Below are 14,852 nucleotides of genomic sequence, written 5' to 3' on the forward strand. Positions count from 1 at the left end.
CCGGGCCGGGGCCAGCGCATTCAAAAACCCGTGCACCGGGCGCTGGGTCCCCTCCCCCCCAATACATCGGGACGGGGCGCCAAACGCCGCCTGCGGGCCGGCACCTGCCGCGGGGCTAACCCCCCGCGTCTCTTTTTGCTTTGGGATCAAGAGCATGTTGTCGAATTTTGAGAATGAGATTCTTCTTGTCGCCCGCCTGCTGCTCGGCGGCGCGTTCGTCTTTGCCGGCCTGCGTAATGTGCAGAATGTAGGCTTCCTGACCCAGCTGATGACGACACGCGGCGTGCCGCAGGCGCGGCTGATGCTGTGGCCGGGGATCGTCCTGCAGATCGTTTCCGGAGCGCTGGTGATCGTGGGCATCTGGACCGCCTTGGCGGCCGCATGCCTGATCCTGTTCCTGCTTGTCGCGACGCCGATGTTTCACAATTTCTGGGACCATCAAGGGCAGGAACGCGCAGCCCGCATCAACGGCTTCATCGGCAACGTCGCGCTGACCGGAGGATTTCTGGCGCTGATGGGCCAGGCGCTTTAAGAGGAATCGCGCTGCCGCTATGGTATGAATTGTCATCAGCGCATTAATCGCTCCGTTGCGATTGCCTCGTATGATTGGCTCAGTTTCGCTTGTCGGAGCCTTTATGGAGCAAAGCTGGAATAGCTTCTGGGGAAGCGTTTCGCAGGCCTTTCACCTCGCGCTCTCGCCGCTTCGGGCGCTTGCCGAAACATTCGGCTATTTTCCGAGCGATATCCAACTCTGGTGCTTCGTCTGCGGTCTCTTTTTCCTTGTGCTTGTCGTTCCCCACACCTATGGCGATCTCGTGCTTCGGCACCGTCGCGTCTATGTGACAGGCAAGGTGGTGGAGATAAAGATGTCCGACGACTCGCCCAGGACGCCGACCATCGAATTCGCCGATCGCCTCGGCAAGATCTGGCGCTTTGAATCGCATTTGCCGGTCAATAACATGACCGGTTCGGTCGGAGCGGCGGTAAAGGTCATGTATGACCCCCTGCATCCGAACCGGGCACGGGAAGTGGGGCGGCCGATCATGAAGGCAACCCATACGGTGGTATGGTATGCCATTATCGCCGGGCTAATGGCGCTGGCCTTCTGGCCCGGCCTGACGTCCGATTGAGCCTTTTCGAACAGCGTGCCATACCGCTTGTTTTAATGCATGTCGTTATCCCAAAACCGCTGCGCACCCTCGGGTCAAAGCCCGACGGTAGGTTTTTGGGCGACGTGCACTATGCGGCAAATCGCTGGCCGGCCCCGCCAAGGCTGCGCCATGCACCCTTGAGCTTTTCCTGGTTGCGGCCGGTGATGGTCACCTTCATACCCGAGCCCGGCTTCCGCGCGTGGCCAGGCCGATGCCGGACGAGCCGCCGACGATCACGGCATGTTGGATTTTCTCAGTCATGAATGCCGTTCCTTCGATATCGGGGAGGGGCGCCCGACGAGGTCAAGGCTCAATGTCCGCAATTGCTGCCTTGCCTTTGCGTCATAGGCTTGCGCGTTGGCGCGAGATTCATTCCGGCCGTCGAAATAGAGGCCGCTCCGCCCTTCGAGCGCTGGCGATGTCGCGACGCTGAGGATAGCATCGGCGCCCGTCTCGACCGAGTTCCACGGCGTGATGCCTGCCTGCCGGACCATGGTCGTGTTCATGTAGCTTGCCGGATGCAGGCTGTTGACGGTCACATTGGCGCCCTTCAGTTCCTGCGCCAGATCGATGGTGAACATGATCTGCGCCAGCTTGCTCTGGCAGTAGGCGCGGACGCCGTCGTAGTTGCGGGTCAGCATGACGTCGTCGAAATCGATCGCCTGCTGGCCGGCCGAGGCAACGTTGACGATGCGCGCCGGCGCGCTCGCCTTGAGCAGCGGCAGAAGCTCTGATGTGAGCAGGAAGCCGGCGAGATAATTGACGGCAAAGCGCAGTTCGTAGCCGTCGGCGCTGACCTGTCGTTTGGTGCCCGCGGTGCCAATGCCGGCGTTGTTGATGAGAATGTCGAGCCGGTCAGTCCTGGCGCGCACGGCCTCGGCGAGACGGCGGACCTCGGCCAGGGACGACAGGTCGGCGACGACAAGCTCGGCCTTGCCGCCGGCAGCTTCGATCTCAGCGACCGTCGCCTTGCCCCGTGTCCCATCGCGGCCATGCACCAGGACCCGCGCCCCGCCGGCGCCGAGCCTTTGCGCGACCAAACGGCCGACGCCATCTGTCGATCCGGTGATGAGGATTGCCTTGTCGTTCAGTTCCATGCTTGGAGCCTCCATGTCATTGCTCTAAGTGGAAGATGGGACGTCCGGCACCGGTCAAACAGGTCAAACTTTATCCTGGTATCGATACTGCCTATACGCCGATGGGTAGTCCCCCGACGCATTCAGCCGATGCTGGCCGCAGCCTGTCAGCTTCCTCATCCTGGGGCGCAGCAAGGAGCGGAGCGACGCAGCGCAGACCCCAGGATGACGAAACGAGAGTTAGGTCGTGAACTCATAAATGCGGAATGACCAAGATGGGCGAAATGGGAAGCTGTCCTTAAAGGTTGCGGAGGTTCAGCCGGGGATAGGGGTGCGGAAGCCGTGAGTGTCGCAAAGCTTTTTGGCCCTGCCATCGATTTTGGAGTCACTATCAATTTCTTCGACTTCGACAGCCCCATCTGTCTTATGCGCAAAGAAGAGAATGGAGGTCGACACGCTGCCACCATCCGTAAGCCCACAAAGGTAGACAACCCCACTTTCTCCTATGCGAGCCATCGCGATGAACACTGTTGGTTCCGTCGAGATGGCAAGGTGCTTCCGGATTGCAAGCTTCAAGGGAGCTACATCGCTAAGCGTAGTGTCGTGGGGAAAGGTTTTCTCGGTGGCATCTTGAGCTAATGCCGAACTAGTCCACGCTCCGACGACAATCCGTGCAAGAAGAATCAAACCTCGCGTCATCCGAACTCCACCGGTGCAAGTTGTGGACGGCAAGAATCGACCCATGCCCTTCCTTCTGGGCAGCGCTACGACAATCCGTGACCCAATCACGACAGCCGAAATCATAGCGGGCAGAGCATCGAAAGACCGCTCTTGGAGCGAACTTCCCGTTCGGAATGACCCGAGGCGGTCATGCCCCAGTGGCAAATTCCAACGTCTCCGGGACCAGCTTTCTTAATATCGCCAATGGGCCACGATTTTTGGCAGAAGGAGAGAGAGAGGGAGCCTGAGCTGCCGAGCTCCGCTTCCGTTGATGCGGTTTGCATTTATCCGCGTGAGGTAAAGCTCGCGCTTCTATTCCGGGCAACAAGGGTGTGCGAGGTGCAAAGTAGCCGGCTGAGCCGCATTTCACTTCTTGCGCGGATCGTCAGCCGGGTTGATGTAGTTGATCCCTCCCGGACCGACAAAATGAACTTCGATGATACCCTCTTCCCCTGCTGTCCAGACGTAATGCGCGTGATTTGCTGGTTGCGCGTAGAAGGTGCCCGGTTTGAGCAAGTCACCATTCTTTTCGACCTTTTCCCCAACACCAAAGCCGACGCTACCGCTGATCACAGTAATGGTCTCGGCATACGGGTGAGTATGGGGCGGAACCTGATAGTTGGCCGGAAACTTGGCGCGCAGGACGACCACGTCGCCAGCTTTCGCCGGATCGCCCACCAAGATGGCGGTTTGAGCCCCTTTCGGCAGGCCCGGATTATCCTTCCATACCAGCTTGTCAGGCGTAAGCAGGGTCACATCCATATCGTCCGCGAATGCCGAACCTCCACATACGGCGAAAACTGCTGCAACTGTAATACCGAAGGCAAGTGTGGATCTGCGATTCATCGATTTCATCGCTTCCTCCTTTTAGCAGGTGCGTGGTGCGCACGAACAAATCATCCCAGAGCCCGACCCGACCAATTGTCAAATCAACTAATCGGTGGTCGCCACAGCCAACCCCCACCGTCGGGAATCGGGGCGTGAGGCGACCTTACCTGTTCCCGCTGTGTAGGTCAGGATATGGCGCTAGCTTCACGTGGTTGCATACCAATCTCATACGCCGGGATCGGGTGACGAGGGCGATATCGACGCCCTTGCCCTATGGTCGGGCCAAGGTGTCAGCCTCGTCCGCCGCGTCCAGCCGGCCGCCGAGATTGTCCACGAAATCAGCGACGAGGCGCGGGCAATCCTCGCACGGCTTGGGAACGATCCATCTTTCTAAGGCCTGTGTGGGAAGTACCGCCGATCTCAATCGCGAACTTATGGGTCCGGACCCTAGCCCTTTGGTTTCAGCCCGTCGATGAACAATTGCTCGAGAAACCTTGCCGCGTCCTCGAAGCGGCCGTCTCCGCCGCGGTCGGGGCCGAGCACGGCGCGGACCTGAACGTCGAAATCGGCATAGTGCTGTGTCGTCGCCCAGATCGAGAAGATCAGGTGCCAGGGGTCGGTGCGGGCGATCTTGCCGGCGCGCATCCAGCCTTTGATGACGGCGGCCTTCTCATCGACCAGCGTCTTCAACTCGCCTTCCAGCATCGGCATTATGCGCGGCGCGCCCTGCAGGATCTCGTTGGCGAACAGGCGGCTTTCCCTAGGGAAAGCGCGCGCCATTTCGAGCTTGCGCCTGATGTAGCTGCGCAATTCAGTCAAGGGATCGCCGATGTCGTCGAGCTCGCGCAGCGGCGCCAGCCAGGTGTCCAGAAGCCGCTTCATCAGCGTCTCGTGGATGTCCTCCTTGCGGCGGAAATAGTAGAGCAGGTTCGGCTTCGACATGCCGGCGGCTTCGGCGATCTGGTCGATGGTCGAGCCGCGAAAGCCGTTGGTTGAGAACACTTCGAGCGCCGCCTCCAGGATCAGCTCGCGTTTTTCCTGCTGAATGCGGGTGCGGCGAGGGGCAGGGGTGTCCATGCCTGTCGTCATCCCCGCAGGACGTTGCCGCGAGGGTCATCTGGACCAATTCTCTGGACCAGTTTTTCTCCGGTCTGTGGAGCGCGCTTCAGCTGCCGCATTTCCGCTAGTAATCCCTTGACCGCCGGCAGGGCGGTGCTAACGTTTGTCCAATCGGTCAAAATTTGCGTAGCACGAAAACGCAGCAGAGACCAAGTGTCGGGAAGACCAAGCGTTAGCCGCACCGAAACAGGTTACAAGGGGAAGTCTTGGTCATGTCCAACCGGCTGAAAGTCACGCCGAACGATCTCAGCGCATTCTGGATGCCGTTCACGGCAAACCGGCAGTTCAAACAGGCGCCTCGCATGATGGTGTCCGCCAGGGACATGCATTATACGACGAGCGACGGGCGCAAGGTTCTCGACGGCACCGCTGGCCTGTGGTGCGTCAATGCCGGCCACTGTCGGCCGAAGATCACCGAGGCGATCCAGCAACAGGCCGCCGAGCTCGACTATGCGCCGGCGTTCCAGATGGGCCACCCGATCGTCTTCGAACTGGCGAACCGTTTGGTCGACCTGGCGCCGAAGGGCATGGACCATGTGTTCTTCACCAATTCCGGATCGGAATCGGTCGAGACCGCGCTGAAGATGGCGATCGCCTATCACCGCGCCAAAGGCGAGGGCTCACGCACGCGCCTCATCGGCCGCGAGCGCGGCTATCACGGCGTCAATTTCGGCGGCATCTCGGTGGGCGGCATCGTTACCAATCGCAAGATGTTCGGCACGCTGCTCGGCGGCGTCGACCACATGCCGCACACGCATCTGCCCGAGAAGAACTCGTTCACCAAGGGTGTGCCGGAGCATGGCGCGGAATTGGCCAACGAGCTGGAGCGCATCGTCGCGCTGCATGATGCCTCGACCATTGCGGCCGTCATCGTCGAGCCGGTGGCCGGTTCCACTGGCGTCATCCTGCCGCCGAAGGGCTATCTCGAGAGGCTGCGCGAGATCTGCACCAAGCACGGCATCCTGCTGATTTTCGACGAGGTCATCACCGGCTTCGGCCGCCTCGGCACGCCGTTCGCCGCCGACTATTTCGGCGTCACGCCCGATATCATGACGACCGCCAAGGGCGTCTCCAACGGCGTCATCCCGATGGGCGCGGTGTTCGTCAAGAAGGAAATCCACGACGCTTTCATGACCGGCCCCGAGCATATGATCGAGTTCTTCCACGGCTACACCTATTCGGGCAATCCGATCGCCTGTGCGGCAGCCCTCGGCACGCTCGACACCTACAAGGAAGAGGGCCTGCTGACCCGCGGCGAGGAACTGGCGCCGTATTGGGAAGACGCGCTGCATTCGCTGAAGGGCGAGCCGAACGTCATCGACATCAGAAACATCGGCCTGATCGGCGCGATCGAGCTGGCGCCCATTCCCGGCAGTCCGACCAAGCGTGCCTTCTCGGCGTTCGTCAAGGCGTTCGAGCGCGGCGCGCTGATCCGCACCACCGGCGACATCATCGCGCTGTCGCCGCCGCTGATCATCACCAAGGGCCAGATCAACGAATTGATCGACCATGTGCGTGAAGTGCTGAGGGCGGTGGATTGAGAAACGCGGCGCAGCTTTCCCTCCCCCTCGAGGGGAGGGTGGCCGCGAAGCGGTCGGGTGGGGTCGGTGGCGCCGCACGCCGACCTGACCTCTTGCTGCGAGGTTGTTTCTGATGCCCCGTACTCGCGTGAGCTTCGAAATGCGTCAAAAGGCGCGCGCGCTTCGAGTTCATGCGACCAAAGGCGAATCCCTGCTTTGGTATGAACTGCGCGAGCTGAAATCGGGCGGGTTCAAGTTCCGCCGTCAGGCTCCAATCGGGCCTTATATCGTCGACTTTGCCTGCCTTGCCGTAAAGCTGGTCGTGGAAGTGGATGGTGATTTGCACGAACAGGAACGAGGCAAACGGCACGATGTTGTCCGTGACGCCTATCTGCGATCGCTCGGATTCGATGTCTTCCGCGTTGACGAGCCCGATGTCATAAACAGCGCATGGCACGTCGCGCAAGTGGTCAAGGAGAAGGTCGTGCGCATGTTCGGCGACCCCACCCGACCGCTTCGCGGCCACCCTCCCCTCGAGGGGGAGGGGGACGCCGCGCAATAGATGAGGTTTTGAATGGCCGCTCCCGGCGAGAATCTGCGAATCAATTCAGACCGTTTGTGGGATTCGATAATGGAGATGGCGAAGATCGGCCCCGGCATTGCTGGCGGCAACAATCGCCAGACGTTGACCGACGCGGACGGCGAGGGGCGGCATCTGTTCAAGCGCTGGTGCGAGGCGGCGGGGCTCGAAATGGGCCTCGACGAGATGGGCACGATGTTTGCCCGCCGTGAAGGCACCGATCCTGATCTGCCGCCGGTCTATGTCGGCAGCCATCTCGACACCCAGCCGACCGGCGGCAAGTATGACGGCGTGCTTGGCGTGCTCGGCGGCTTGGAGATCGTTCGCTCGCTCAACGAGCTCGGCATCAAGACAAAACATCCGATCGTCGTCACCAACTGGACGAATGAGGAAGGCGCGCGCTTTGCGCCGGCCATGATGGCGTCCGGCGTCTTCGCCGGCGTCCTCGACCAGGCCGACGTGTACGAGCATGTCGACAAGGACGGCAAAAAATTCGGCGAGGAGCTCGAACGCATCGGCTGGAAAGGCACCGAGAAAGGCGGCGATCGCAAGATCCATGCCTTCTTCGAGCTGCATATCGAGCAAGGCCCGATCCTCGAGGACGAAGGCATCGACATCGGCGTCGTCACCCATGGCCAGGGACTGAAATGGCTGCAGGTGACGTTGACCGGCAGGGAGGCGCATACCGGCTCGACGCCGATGCCCAAGCGACGCAATGCCGGGCTCGGCATGGCGCGGGTGATCGAGCTGGTGCACGAGATCGCCATGGACTACCAGCCCGACGCCGTCGGCGCGGTCGGCCACATGGAAGTCTATCCGAACTCGCGCAACATTATCGCTGGACGGACCGTGTTCACCATCGATATCCGCTCGCCGGAAAAGGAGGTGCTCGATGCCATGGATGGCCGCATCCGCGAAGGCATCGACACGATCTGCGAGGCGCTCGACATCCAATACGCGATCGATCAGGTCGGCCATTTCGATCCAGTCACCTTCGACGCGGGCTGCGTCAAGGCGATCCGAGACGCCGCTGAACGGCTTGGCTACTCGCATCGCAATATCGTCTCCGGCGCAGGCCATGACGCGTGCTGGATCAACCGCGTCGCACCGACTGCGATGGTGATGTGCCCCTGCGTAGACGGGCTGTCGCACAATGAGGCCGAAGAGATCTCCAAGGAATGGGCGGCGGCCGGCGCCGACGTGCTGTTCCACGCGGTGGTCGAGACGGCTGTGATCGTGGAGTGAACTAGAAACCAAGATTCCGAACGCCGCTCACCAAGAAGCGCGAGAAAAACAAGGGAACAAAAAATGTCCAAAGTCATTAAGAACGGCACCATCGTTACCGCCGACCGCAGCTGGAAGGCCGACGTGCTGTTCAAGCACGGCAAGATCATCGCCATCGGCCCGGACCTGCATGGCGACCACGAGTTCGACGCCACCGGCTGCTATGTGATGCCGGGCGGCATCGATCCGCACACCCATCTGGAAATGCCATTCATGGGCACTTATTCGGCCGACGATTTCGAGAGCGGCACGCGCGCCGCCCTTGCCGGCGGCACCACGATGGTTGTCGATTTCTGCCTGCCGTCACCGCAGCAGTCGCTGCTCGAGGCCTTGCAGATGTGGGACAACAAGACCTCTAAGGCGTCCTGCGACTATTCCTTCCACATGGCGATCACCTGGTGGGGCAAGCAGGTGTTCGACGAGATGGCCACCGTGGTCGACAAGGGCATCACCTCGTTCAAACACTTCATGGCCTACAAGGGCGCGCTGATGGTCGACGACGACGAGATGTATTCGTCGTTCCAGCGCTGCGCCGACCTTGGCGCGCTGCCGCTGGTTCATGCCGAGAACGGCGACGTGGTTGCCGCCCTCTCGCAGAAGCTGCTGGCCGCCGGCAATAACGGCCCCGAAGGGCACGCCTATTCGCGCCCGCCGGAAGTGGAAGGCGAGGCGACCAACCGCGCCATCATGATCGCCGACATGGCCGGCGTGCCGCTCTATGTCGTGCATGTCTCCTGCGAGCAGGCCCACGAAGCCATTCGCCGGGCGCGCCAGAAAGGCATGCGGGTGTTCGGCGAGCCGCTGATCCAGCATCTGACGCTCGATGAGAGCGAGTATTTCGATAAGGACTGGGACCATGCGGCGCGCCGGGTGATGAGCCCGCCCTTCCGCAACAAACTGCACCAGGATTCGCTGTGGGCCGGCCTGCAGGCCGGATCGCTGCAAGTGGTGGCGACCGACCATTGCGCCTTCACCACCAGCCAGAAGCGCAACGGCGTCGGCGATTTCACCAAAATCCCGAACGGCACCGGCGGACTTGAGGACCGCTTGCCGGTGCTGTGGACCACCGGCGTCAACACCGGCCGGTTGACGATGAACGAGTTCGTCGCGGTGACCTCGACCAACATCGCCAAGATCCTCAACATGTATCCTAAGAAGGGCGCCATCGTCGAAGGCGCCGACGCCGATATCGTCGTCTGGGACCCGAAGCGCAAGAAGACGATCACCTCCAAGAAGCAGCAGTCGGTGATCGACTACAACGTCTTCGAAGGTTTCGAGGTCACCGGCCTGCCACGCTTCGTCTTTTCGCGCGGCGAACTGTCGATCCAGGAACATGAGGTCAAGGCGAAGCCCGGCCATGGCGAGTTCGTCGCTCGCGAGCCGAATGCGGCGGTCAACCGGGCGCTGTCGACCTGGAAGGAAATTTCCGCGCCGCGCAAGGTGGAACGATCAGGCATTCCGGCGACCGGGGTGTGAGCTTGCGCGGGTTTGTCGAAGTCGGCGCCGCCCCTCTGGGGCAGCGCAAAGCTGAAGCGATTGCACTGTCTCCATGCCCAATACCAATTGACCGGCGGGTAGCCCGCCCATCAAAGCCGGCCTCAGGCGACCAGCCCATCCAGTTCCGGCAGCAGGACGACGCTTTCCTGTTCGTTGGGATCGGTGCGGGCGATGACCGCCGAGGCCGGGCTGTCGCTCAGATTAGCCGGCAGATGCGGCACGCCGGCGGGTATGTAGAAGAGGTCGCCGGCCTTGACCACGATCTGCTGTTCAAGCCGGTCGCCATACCAGGTATGGACTTCGCCGGAGAGCACATAGATCGCCGTTTCATGGCTTTCGTGCATATGCGCCTTGGCGCGGGCACCGGGCGGCATGGTGAGCAGGTGCATGCAGATGCCGGTAGAGCCGACCGTCTCAGTGGCGATGCCGGTGAAATAACTCAGTCCCTGCTTGCCTTCATAAGAGTTTTCGGGGCGGATAAGATGGCAGGTGGGTTTGGGCGGCATCTGGCAAACTCCGGGCGTCGATCGACTGGGACAAGGTAAGTGGAAAGCAGCATCGTGGCAAAAGCAACGGGATTCCGGCCGGCGCGGCAGCGGCGCGAAAGGGCAGGCTGCAGCCAATGACCGGACAGTCGCCAGCCGTTGTCTCGGCAAGCAAGCTCGGCCTGACCTTCCAGACCAATGACGGTCCGGTGCAGGCGCTGTCGAATGTCGACCTGACCATCGGCAAGGGCGAATTCGTCTCCTTCATCGGGCCGTCCGGCTGCGGCAAGACGACCTTGCTGCGCGTCATCGCCGACCTGGAGAAACCGACCTCGGGAACCATCTCCGTCAACGGCATGACGCCCGAGCAGGCGCGCCAGAGCCGCGCCTATGGCTATGTCTTCCAGGCGGCCGCACTTTATCCGTGGCGCACGATCGAGCGCAACGTGGCGTTGCCGCTGGAGATCATGGGCCTCTCGAAGGCAGAGCAGGCGGCGCGCATCAAGCGCACGCTCGACCTCGTCAACCTGGGCGGCTTCGAGCAGAAATACCCGTGGCAGCTTTCCGGCGGCATGCAGCAGCGTGCCTCGATCGCGCGGGCGCTGGCCTTCGACGCCGATCTTCTGTTGATGGACGAGCCATTCGGCGCGCTGGACGAGATCGTGCGCGACCATCTCAACGAACAGCTGCTGGAGCTTTGGGAGCGGACCAACAAGACCATCTGCTTCGTCACCCACTCCATTCCCGAGGCGGTCTACCTTTCGACGCGGATCATTGTCATGTCGCCGCGTCCGGGCCGTGTCAGCGACGTCATCGAATCGACGCTGCCGAAGCAGCGGCCGCTCGACATCCGCGAGACGCCGGAGTTCCTGGCGATCGCCGCGCGGGTGCGTGACGGGCTCAGGGCAGGACATAGCTATGAGGATTGAGCGGGATGGGCTCCCTCCTCTCCCCGACGGGGAGAGGGTGGCCGGAGCGAAGCGGAGGTCGGGTGAGGGGGCGGCGCCGACAGATCCGACCAAAAGAAATGTCGGGGCAACCGCTCGCGCTCGGAAGTTGCGGGTTGACGAGACCGAGGCTGAATACAGGCTTTGGGGGGAACTGCGAGGACGTCATCTCAACGGCTACAAATTTGTGAGGCAAGTGCCGCTTGGGCCTTTCTTTGCAGATTTCGTCTGTCGCGAGAGAGCGCTGATTGTGGAAATCGACGGCAGCCAGCACGCCGATTCTCCAACCGATGCCGCGAGAACTGCTTGGCTGAATGACCGCGGCTATTCCGTTCTTCAGTTCTGGAACCATGAAGTTTTGGCCGAACGCCGAGCGGTCCTTGATACGGTCTTAGCTTGCCTCGACGGAAAGATTTCTACCCCCTCACCCGGCCTCCGCTTCGCTCCGGCCACCCTCTCCCCGTTGGGGAGAGGAAGGGAACGCTGCTAGATGGACTCCTTTCGCGACAAGATCGTTCCGGTGACCTCGATCCTCTTAGGCGTGGTGGTCGTCTGGTATGTTTTCGCCGTCATCCTCAACGCGCCGTTCCAGCGCGATCTCGACCGACGCGCTAACCAAACGCCGGGGGTTGTGGAATTCATCGGCAAGACGATGTCGCAGCCGAAGCCGACGCTGCCGGCGCCGCATCAGGTGGCTGTGAATTTCTTCGAGAACACGTTTCTGCGCAAAGTCACCAGCAACCGCAGCCTTGTCTACAATGCCTGGGTGACGCTGTCCTCGACGCTGCTCGGCTTCGCCTTCGGCACGGCGCTCGGCACCGTCATTGCCGTCGGCATCGTTCATGTGGCGACGCTCGACCGCAGCCTGATGCCGTGGATCATCGCTTCGCAGACGATTCCTATCCTGGCGGTGGCGCCGATGATCATCGTCGTGCTGGCGGCGATCGGCGTCACCGGGCTGATTCCGAAGGCGCTGATCTCGACCTATCTGTCGTTCTTCCCGGTGGCCGTCGGCATGGTCAAGGGCCTGCGCTCGCCGGAACTCACCCATCTCGACCTGATGCACACCTACAATGCCAGTCCGTCGCAGACCTTCTGGAAACTGCGCGTGCCGGCGTCGGTGCCGTTCCTGTTCACCTCGATGAAGGTGGCGGTCGCCGCCAGCCTGGTCGGCGCCATCGTCGGTGAACTGCCGACCGGTGCCGTCGCCGGGATCGGCGCCAAGCTGCTCGCCGGCGCCTATTACAGCCAGACCATCGACATCTGGTCGGCGCTGGTTGCCGGCTCAGTGGTGGCGGCGCTGCTGGTTATGGTGGTCGGCATTGCCGGCCGCATCGTCGACCGTGCCATGGGCGGGAGGCCGGCATGAGCGATCTCCTCAGCCTTTCGTCGATCACGCCCCGCTCGTGGCAAGGGTATGCAGCGCTTGCGCTTCTTGCCGGAGCGCTGCTTCTTTGGCCGCCTGTCACTGCCACTCCCGGTTACGATGTGACGACCGGTGTTTTGATTTTCTTCCTGCTACTCCTCGCAATTCAGTTTGACCATTTTCCGCCCGTAGCCAGGGCAGTATTCCTTTTCCTCGGCGCGCATGGCGCGGCGTGGCTGCTGCTCGCCGGCATTACCGGCAACGAAGGCACCGCTCGCGCATCGTTCTATCTGCTGCTTGCCGCGGCATGGCTTCTGGCCTGGCGCTGCGTGACGGTCCTGTCCGCGCTTCGCCCGGCCTCGCGCTGGGCGGCGACCGCTTTGCGGCTGATCATCCCGGCGATCTTCGGCGCCTGGATCCTGATTATCTGGGAAGCGGTGACGCGCGGCGCGGGCATTCCTTTCATCCTGCTGCCGCCGCCAAGCGCGATCGGCGTGCGCATCGCCAATTCGCTGCCGGTGCTGGCCGCCGACGTGCGGCAGACCATCTTCAAGGCGGTGATCTTTGGCTACGTCGTCGGTAGCGGCGCCGGTTTCCTCGCCGCCATCGCGGCCGACCGCGTGCCGTTCCTGCGCCGCGGGCTTTTGCCGATCGGCAACATGGTCTCGGCGCTGCCGATCATCGGCGTGGCGCCGATCATGGTCATGTGGTTCGGCTTCGACTGGCAGTCGAAGGCCGCGGTCGTCATCATCATGACCTTCTTCCCGATGCTGGTGAATACCGTCGCCGGGCTTGCCGCCTCCGGCCATATGGAGCGCGACCTGATGCGCACCTATGCGTCGAGCTACTGGCAGACGCTGTTCAAGCTGCGGCTGCCGGCGGCGGCGCCCTTCATCTTCAACGCGCTGAAGATCAATTCGACGCTGGCGCTGATCGGCGCCATCGTTGCGGAGTTCTTCGGCACGCCGGTCGTCGGCATGGGATTCCGGATTTCGACCGAAGTCGGACGGATGAACATCGACATGGTCTGGGCCGAAATCGCAGTTGCAGCACTTGCGGGTTCGGTCTTTTATGGCGTGGTCGCTCTTTTCGAGAGAGCAGTCACGTTTTGGCATCCCTCCGTCCGTGGTGGATAGCGCGGTGGCGGGTTTGGAATCAGGGCGCATTGAAGGTTCTGATTCTAAAAGGGTGAACACTTAACTTCAGAGGGTAAAACATGAAAAGACTTGTGGTTTCGATGCTGGCCGGCGCGATGTCGCTTGCCGCGTTTCAGGCGATGGCCGCCGACAAGGTGACACTGCAGCTGAAATGGGTCACACAGGCCCAGTTCGCCGGCTACTACGTCGCCAAGGACAAGGGGTTCTACGAGGCCGAGGGCCTCGACGTCGAGATCAAGCCGGGCGGCCCCGATATCGCGCCCGAGCAGGTGATCGCCGGTGGCGGCGCCGACGTCATCGTCGACTGGATGGGCGGCGCGCTGGCCGCGCGCGAAAAGGGTGTGCCGCTGGTCAATATCGCCCAGCCGTTCAAGAAGGCCGGCATGCAGCTGGTCTGTCCCAAGGACGGCCCGGTCAAGACCGAAGCCGACTTCAAGGGCCGTACACTCGGCGTCTGGTTCTTCGGCAACGAATATCCGTTCTACGCCTGGATGAACAAGCTCGGCCTGAAGACCGACGGCGGCCCGGACGGCGTCACCGTGCTGAAGCAGAGTTTCGACGTGCAGCCGCTGATCCAGAAGCAGGCGGATTGTATTTCGGTCATGACCTACAACGAATATTGGCAGCTCATCGATGCCGGCTACAAGCCGGAAGAGCTGATCGTGTTCAACTACTCGGCCATGGGCAACGACCTGCTTGAGGACGGGCTCTATGCCTTGGAGGACAAGCTCAAGGATCCGGCCTTCGAGGACAAGATGGTGCGTTTCGTGCGCGCCTCGATGAAGGGCTGGAAATACGCTGTCGACAATTCCGACGAGGCGGCCGAAATCGTCATGGACAATGGCGGCCAGGACGAGAATCACCAGAAGCGCATGATGGGCGAAGTCGCCAAGCTGATCGACAATGCCGACGGCAAGCTCGACCCGGCGACCTACGCGCGCACCGCCAAGGCGCTGCTCGACCAGAAGATCATTACCAAGGAGCCGACCGGCGCCTACACGACCGCCATCACCGACAAGGCGATCAAGTAGAGCCGTCAGAGGCGATCAACTGGGCTTCTGCAGTCGAAAAAAGGGGCGGGCGACCGCCCCTTTTTTGTAGGGATGTAAAATAGCCGTTACC

Annotated in this window: 16 protein-coding genes; 11 read left to right on the top strand and 5 right to left on the bottom strand. The window is 61.7% G+C overall.

Annotated elements, in window-relative coordinates; all coding sequences use genetic code 11:
• Window positions 1-154: 154 nt before the first annotated feature.
• Window positions 155-532, top strand: a complete 378-nt coding sequence (locus AC0L3N_RS15005) for a DoxX family protein (RefSeq protein WP_473548508.1) — start codon at window positions 155-157, stop codon at window positions 530-532.
• A 103-nt stretch (window positions 533-635) separates the two neighbouring features.
• Entirely contained in the window at window positions 636-1,130 is a 495-nt protein-coding gene (locus AC0L3N_RS15010; protein ID WP_473548320.1) for a DUF3592 domain-containing protein, read from the top strand.
• 278 nt (window positions 1,131-1,408) lie between these two features.
• On the opposite strand, the gene AC0L3N_RS15015 is transcribed toward AC0L3N_RS15010, so the two are convergent.
• The 4 genes from AC0L3N_RS15015 to AC0L3N_RS15030 form a co-directional block, all read right to left on the bottom strand.
• Window positions 1,409-2,248: an SDR family NAD(P)-dependent oxidoreductase gene (locus AC0L3N_RS15015; protein ID WP_473548321.1), complete on the bottom strand. Its 840-nt coding sequence runs from the start codon at window positions 2,246-2,248 to the stop codon at window positions 1,409-1,411.
• Window positions 2,249-2,542: 294 nt separating this feature from the next.
• Window positions 2,543-2,926: a hypothetical protein gene (locus AC0L3N_RS15020; protein WP_473548322.1), complete on the bottom strand. Its 384-nt coding sequence runs from the start codon at window positions 2,924-2,926 to the stop codon at window positions 2,543-2,545.
• A gap of 387 nt (window positions 2,927-3,313) precedes the next feature.
• Complete coding sequence (locus AC0L3N_RS15025) at window positions 3,314-3,802, bottom strand: cupin domain-containing protein (RefSeq protein ID WP_473548323.1); 489 nt, start codon at window positions 3,800-3,802, stop codon at window positions 3,314-3,316.
• Between the two features lie 420 nt (window positions 3,803-4,222).
• On the bottom strand, window positions 4,223-4,852 hold the full coding sequence (locus tag AC0L3N_RS15030) for a TetR family transcriptional regulator C-terminal domain-containing protein (RefSeq protein WP_473485198.1): 630 nt from the start codon (window positions 4,850-4,852) through the stop codon (window positions 4,223-4,225).
• Between the two features lie 254 nt (window positions 4,853-5,106).
• On the opposite strand from AC0L3N_RS15030, the gene aptA reads away from it, so the two are divergent.
• From aptA to hydA, 4 genes are all read left to right on the top strand, one after another.
• Entirely contained in the window at window positions 5,107-6,435 is a 1,329-nt protein-coding gene (gene aptA, locus AC0L3N_RS15035) for an omega-aminotransferase AptA (protein WP_473548324.1), read from the top strand.
• 112 nt (window positions 6,436-6,547) lie between these two features.
• Window positions 6,548-6,976: an endonuclease domain-containing protein gene (locus AC0L3N_RS15040; RefSeq protein WP_473548325.1), complete on the top strand. Its 429-nt coding sequence runs from the start codon at window positions 6,548-6,550 to the stop codon at window positions 6,974-6,976.
• A 12-nt stretch (window positions 6,977-6,988) separates the two neighbouring features.
• Window positions 6,989-8,239 carry a Zn-dependent hydrolase gene (locus AC0L3N_RS15045; protein WP_473548326.1) on the top strand — a complete coding sequence of 417 codons (1,251 nt, stop codon included), beginning with the start codon at window positions 6,989-6,991 and terminating at the stop codon, window positions 8,237-8,239.
• A 63-nt stretch (window positions 8,240-8,302) separates the two neighbouring features.
• Complete coding sequence (gene hydA, locus AC0L3N_RS15050) at window positions 8,303-9,754, top strand: dihydropyrimidinase (RefSeq protein WP_473548327.1); 1,452 nt, start codon at window positions 8,303-8,305, stop codon at window positions 9,752-9,754.
• A gap of 122 nt (window positions 9,755-9,876) precedes the next feature.
• On the opposite strand, the gene AC0L3N_RS15055 is transcribed toward hydA, so the two are convergent.
• Window positions 9,877-10,281, bottom strand: a complete 405-nt coding sequence (locus tag AC0L3N_RS15055) for a cupin domain-containing protein (RefSeq protein ID WP_473548328.1) — start codon at window positions 10,279-10,281, stop codon at window positions 9,877-9,879.
• Between the two features lie 116 nt (window positions 10,282-10,397).
• Here AC0L3N_RS15055 and AC0L3N_RS15060 point away from each other — a divergent pair, with 116 nt between their 5' ends.
• The 5 genes from AC0L3N_RS15060 to AC0L3N_RS15080 all read left to right on the top strand — a co-directional run bounded on the left by AC0L3N_RS15060 (window position 10,398) and on the right by AC0L3N_RS15080 (window position 14,761).
• A complete protein-coding gene (locus tag AC0L3N_RS15060; RefSeq protein ID WP_473548330.1) occupies window positions 10,398-11,189 on the top strand; it encodes an ABC transporter ATP-binding protein in 792 nt (263 codons plus the stop codon).
• The gene (locus AC0L3N_RS15065; RefSeq protein WP_473548331.1) at window positions 11,179-11,697 is read left to right on the top strand and encodes an endonuclease domain-containing protein; all 519 of its coding nucleotides are present in this window, start codon (window positions 11,179-11,181) and stop codon (window positions 11,695-11,697) included. The genes AC0L3N_RS15060 and AC0L3N_RS15065 overlap by 11 nt, the downstream gene beginning before the upstream one ends.
• Window positions 11,698-12,576 carry an ABC transporter permease gene (locus tag AC0L3N_RS15070; protein WP_473548332.1) on the top strand — a complete coding sequence of 293 codons (879 nt, stop codon included), beginning with the start codon at window positions 11,698-11,700 and terminating at the stop codon, window positions 12,574-12,576. It abuts the gene before it with no gap.
• Window positions 12,573-13,709, top strand: coding sequence for an ABC transporter permease (locus tag AC0L3N_RS15075; protein WP_473548334.1), 1,137 nt, complete (start codon window positions 12,573-12,575; stop codon window positions 13,707-13,709). The genes AC0L3N_RS15070 and AC0L3N_RS15075 overlap by 4 nt, the downstream gene beginning before the upstream one ends.
• Before the next feature lie 80 nt (window positions 13,710-13,789).
• Window positions 13,790-14,761 carry an ABC transporter substrate-binding protein gene (locus tag AC0L3N_RS15080; protein WP_123151994.1) on the top strand — a complete coding sequence of 324 codons (972 nt, stop codon included), beginning with the start codon at window positions 13,790-13,792 and terminating at the stop codon, window positions 14,759-14,761.
• Window positions 14,762-14,852 lie beyond the last annotated feature (91 nt).

Source organism: Mesorhizobium sp. WSM4807 (assembly GCF_055811615.1).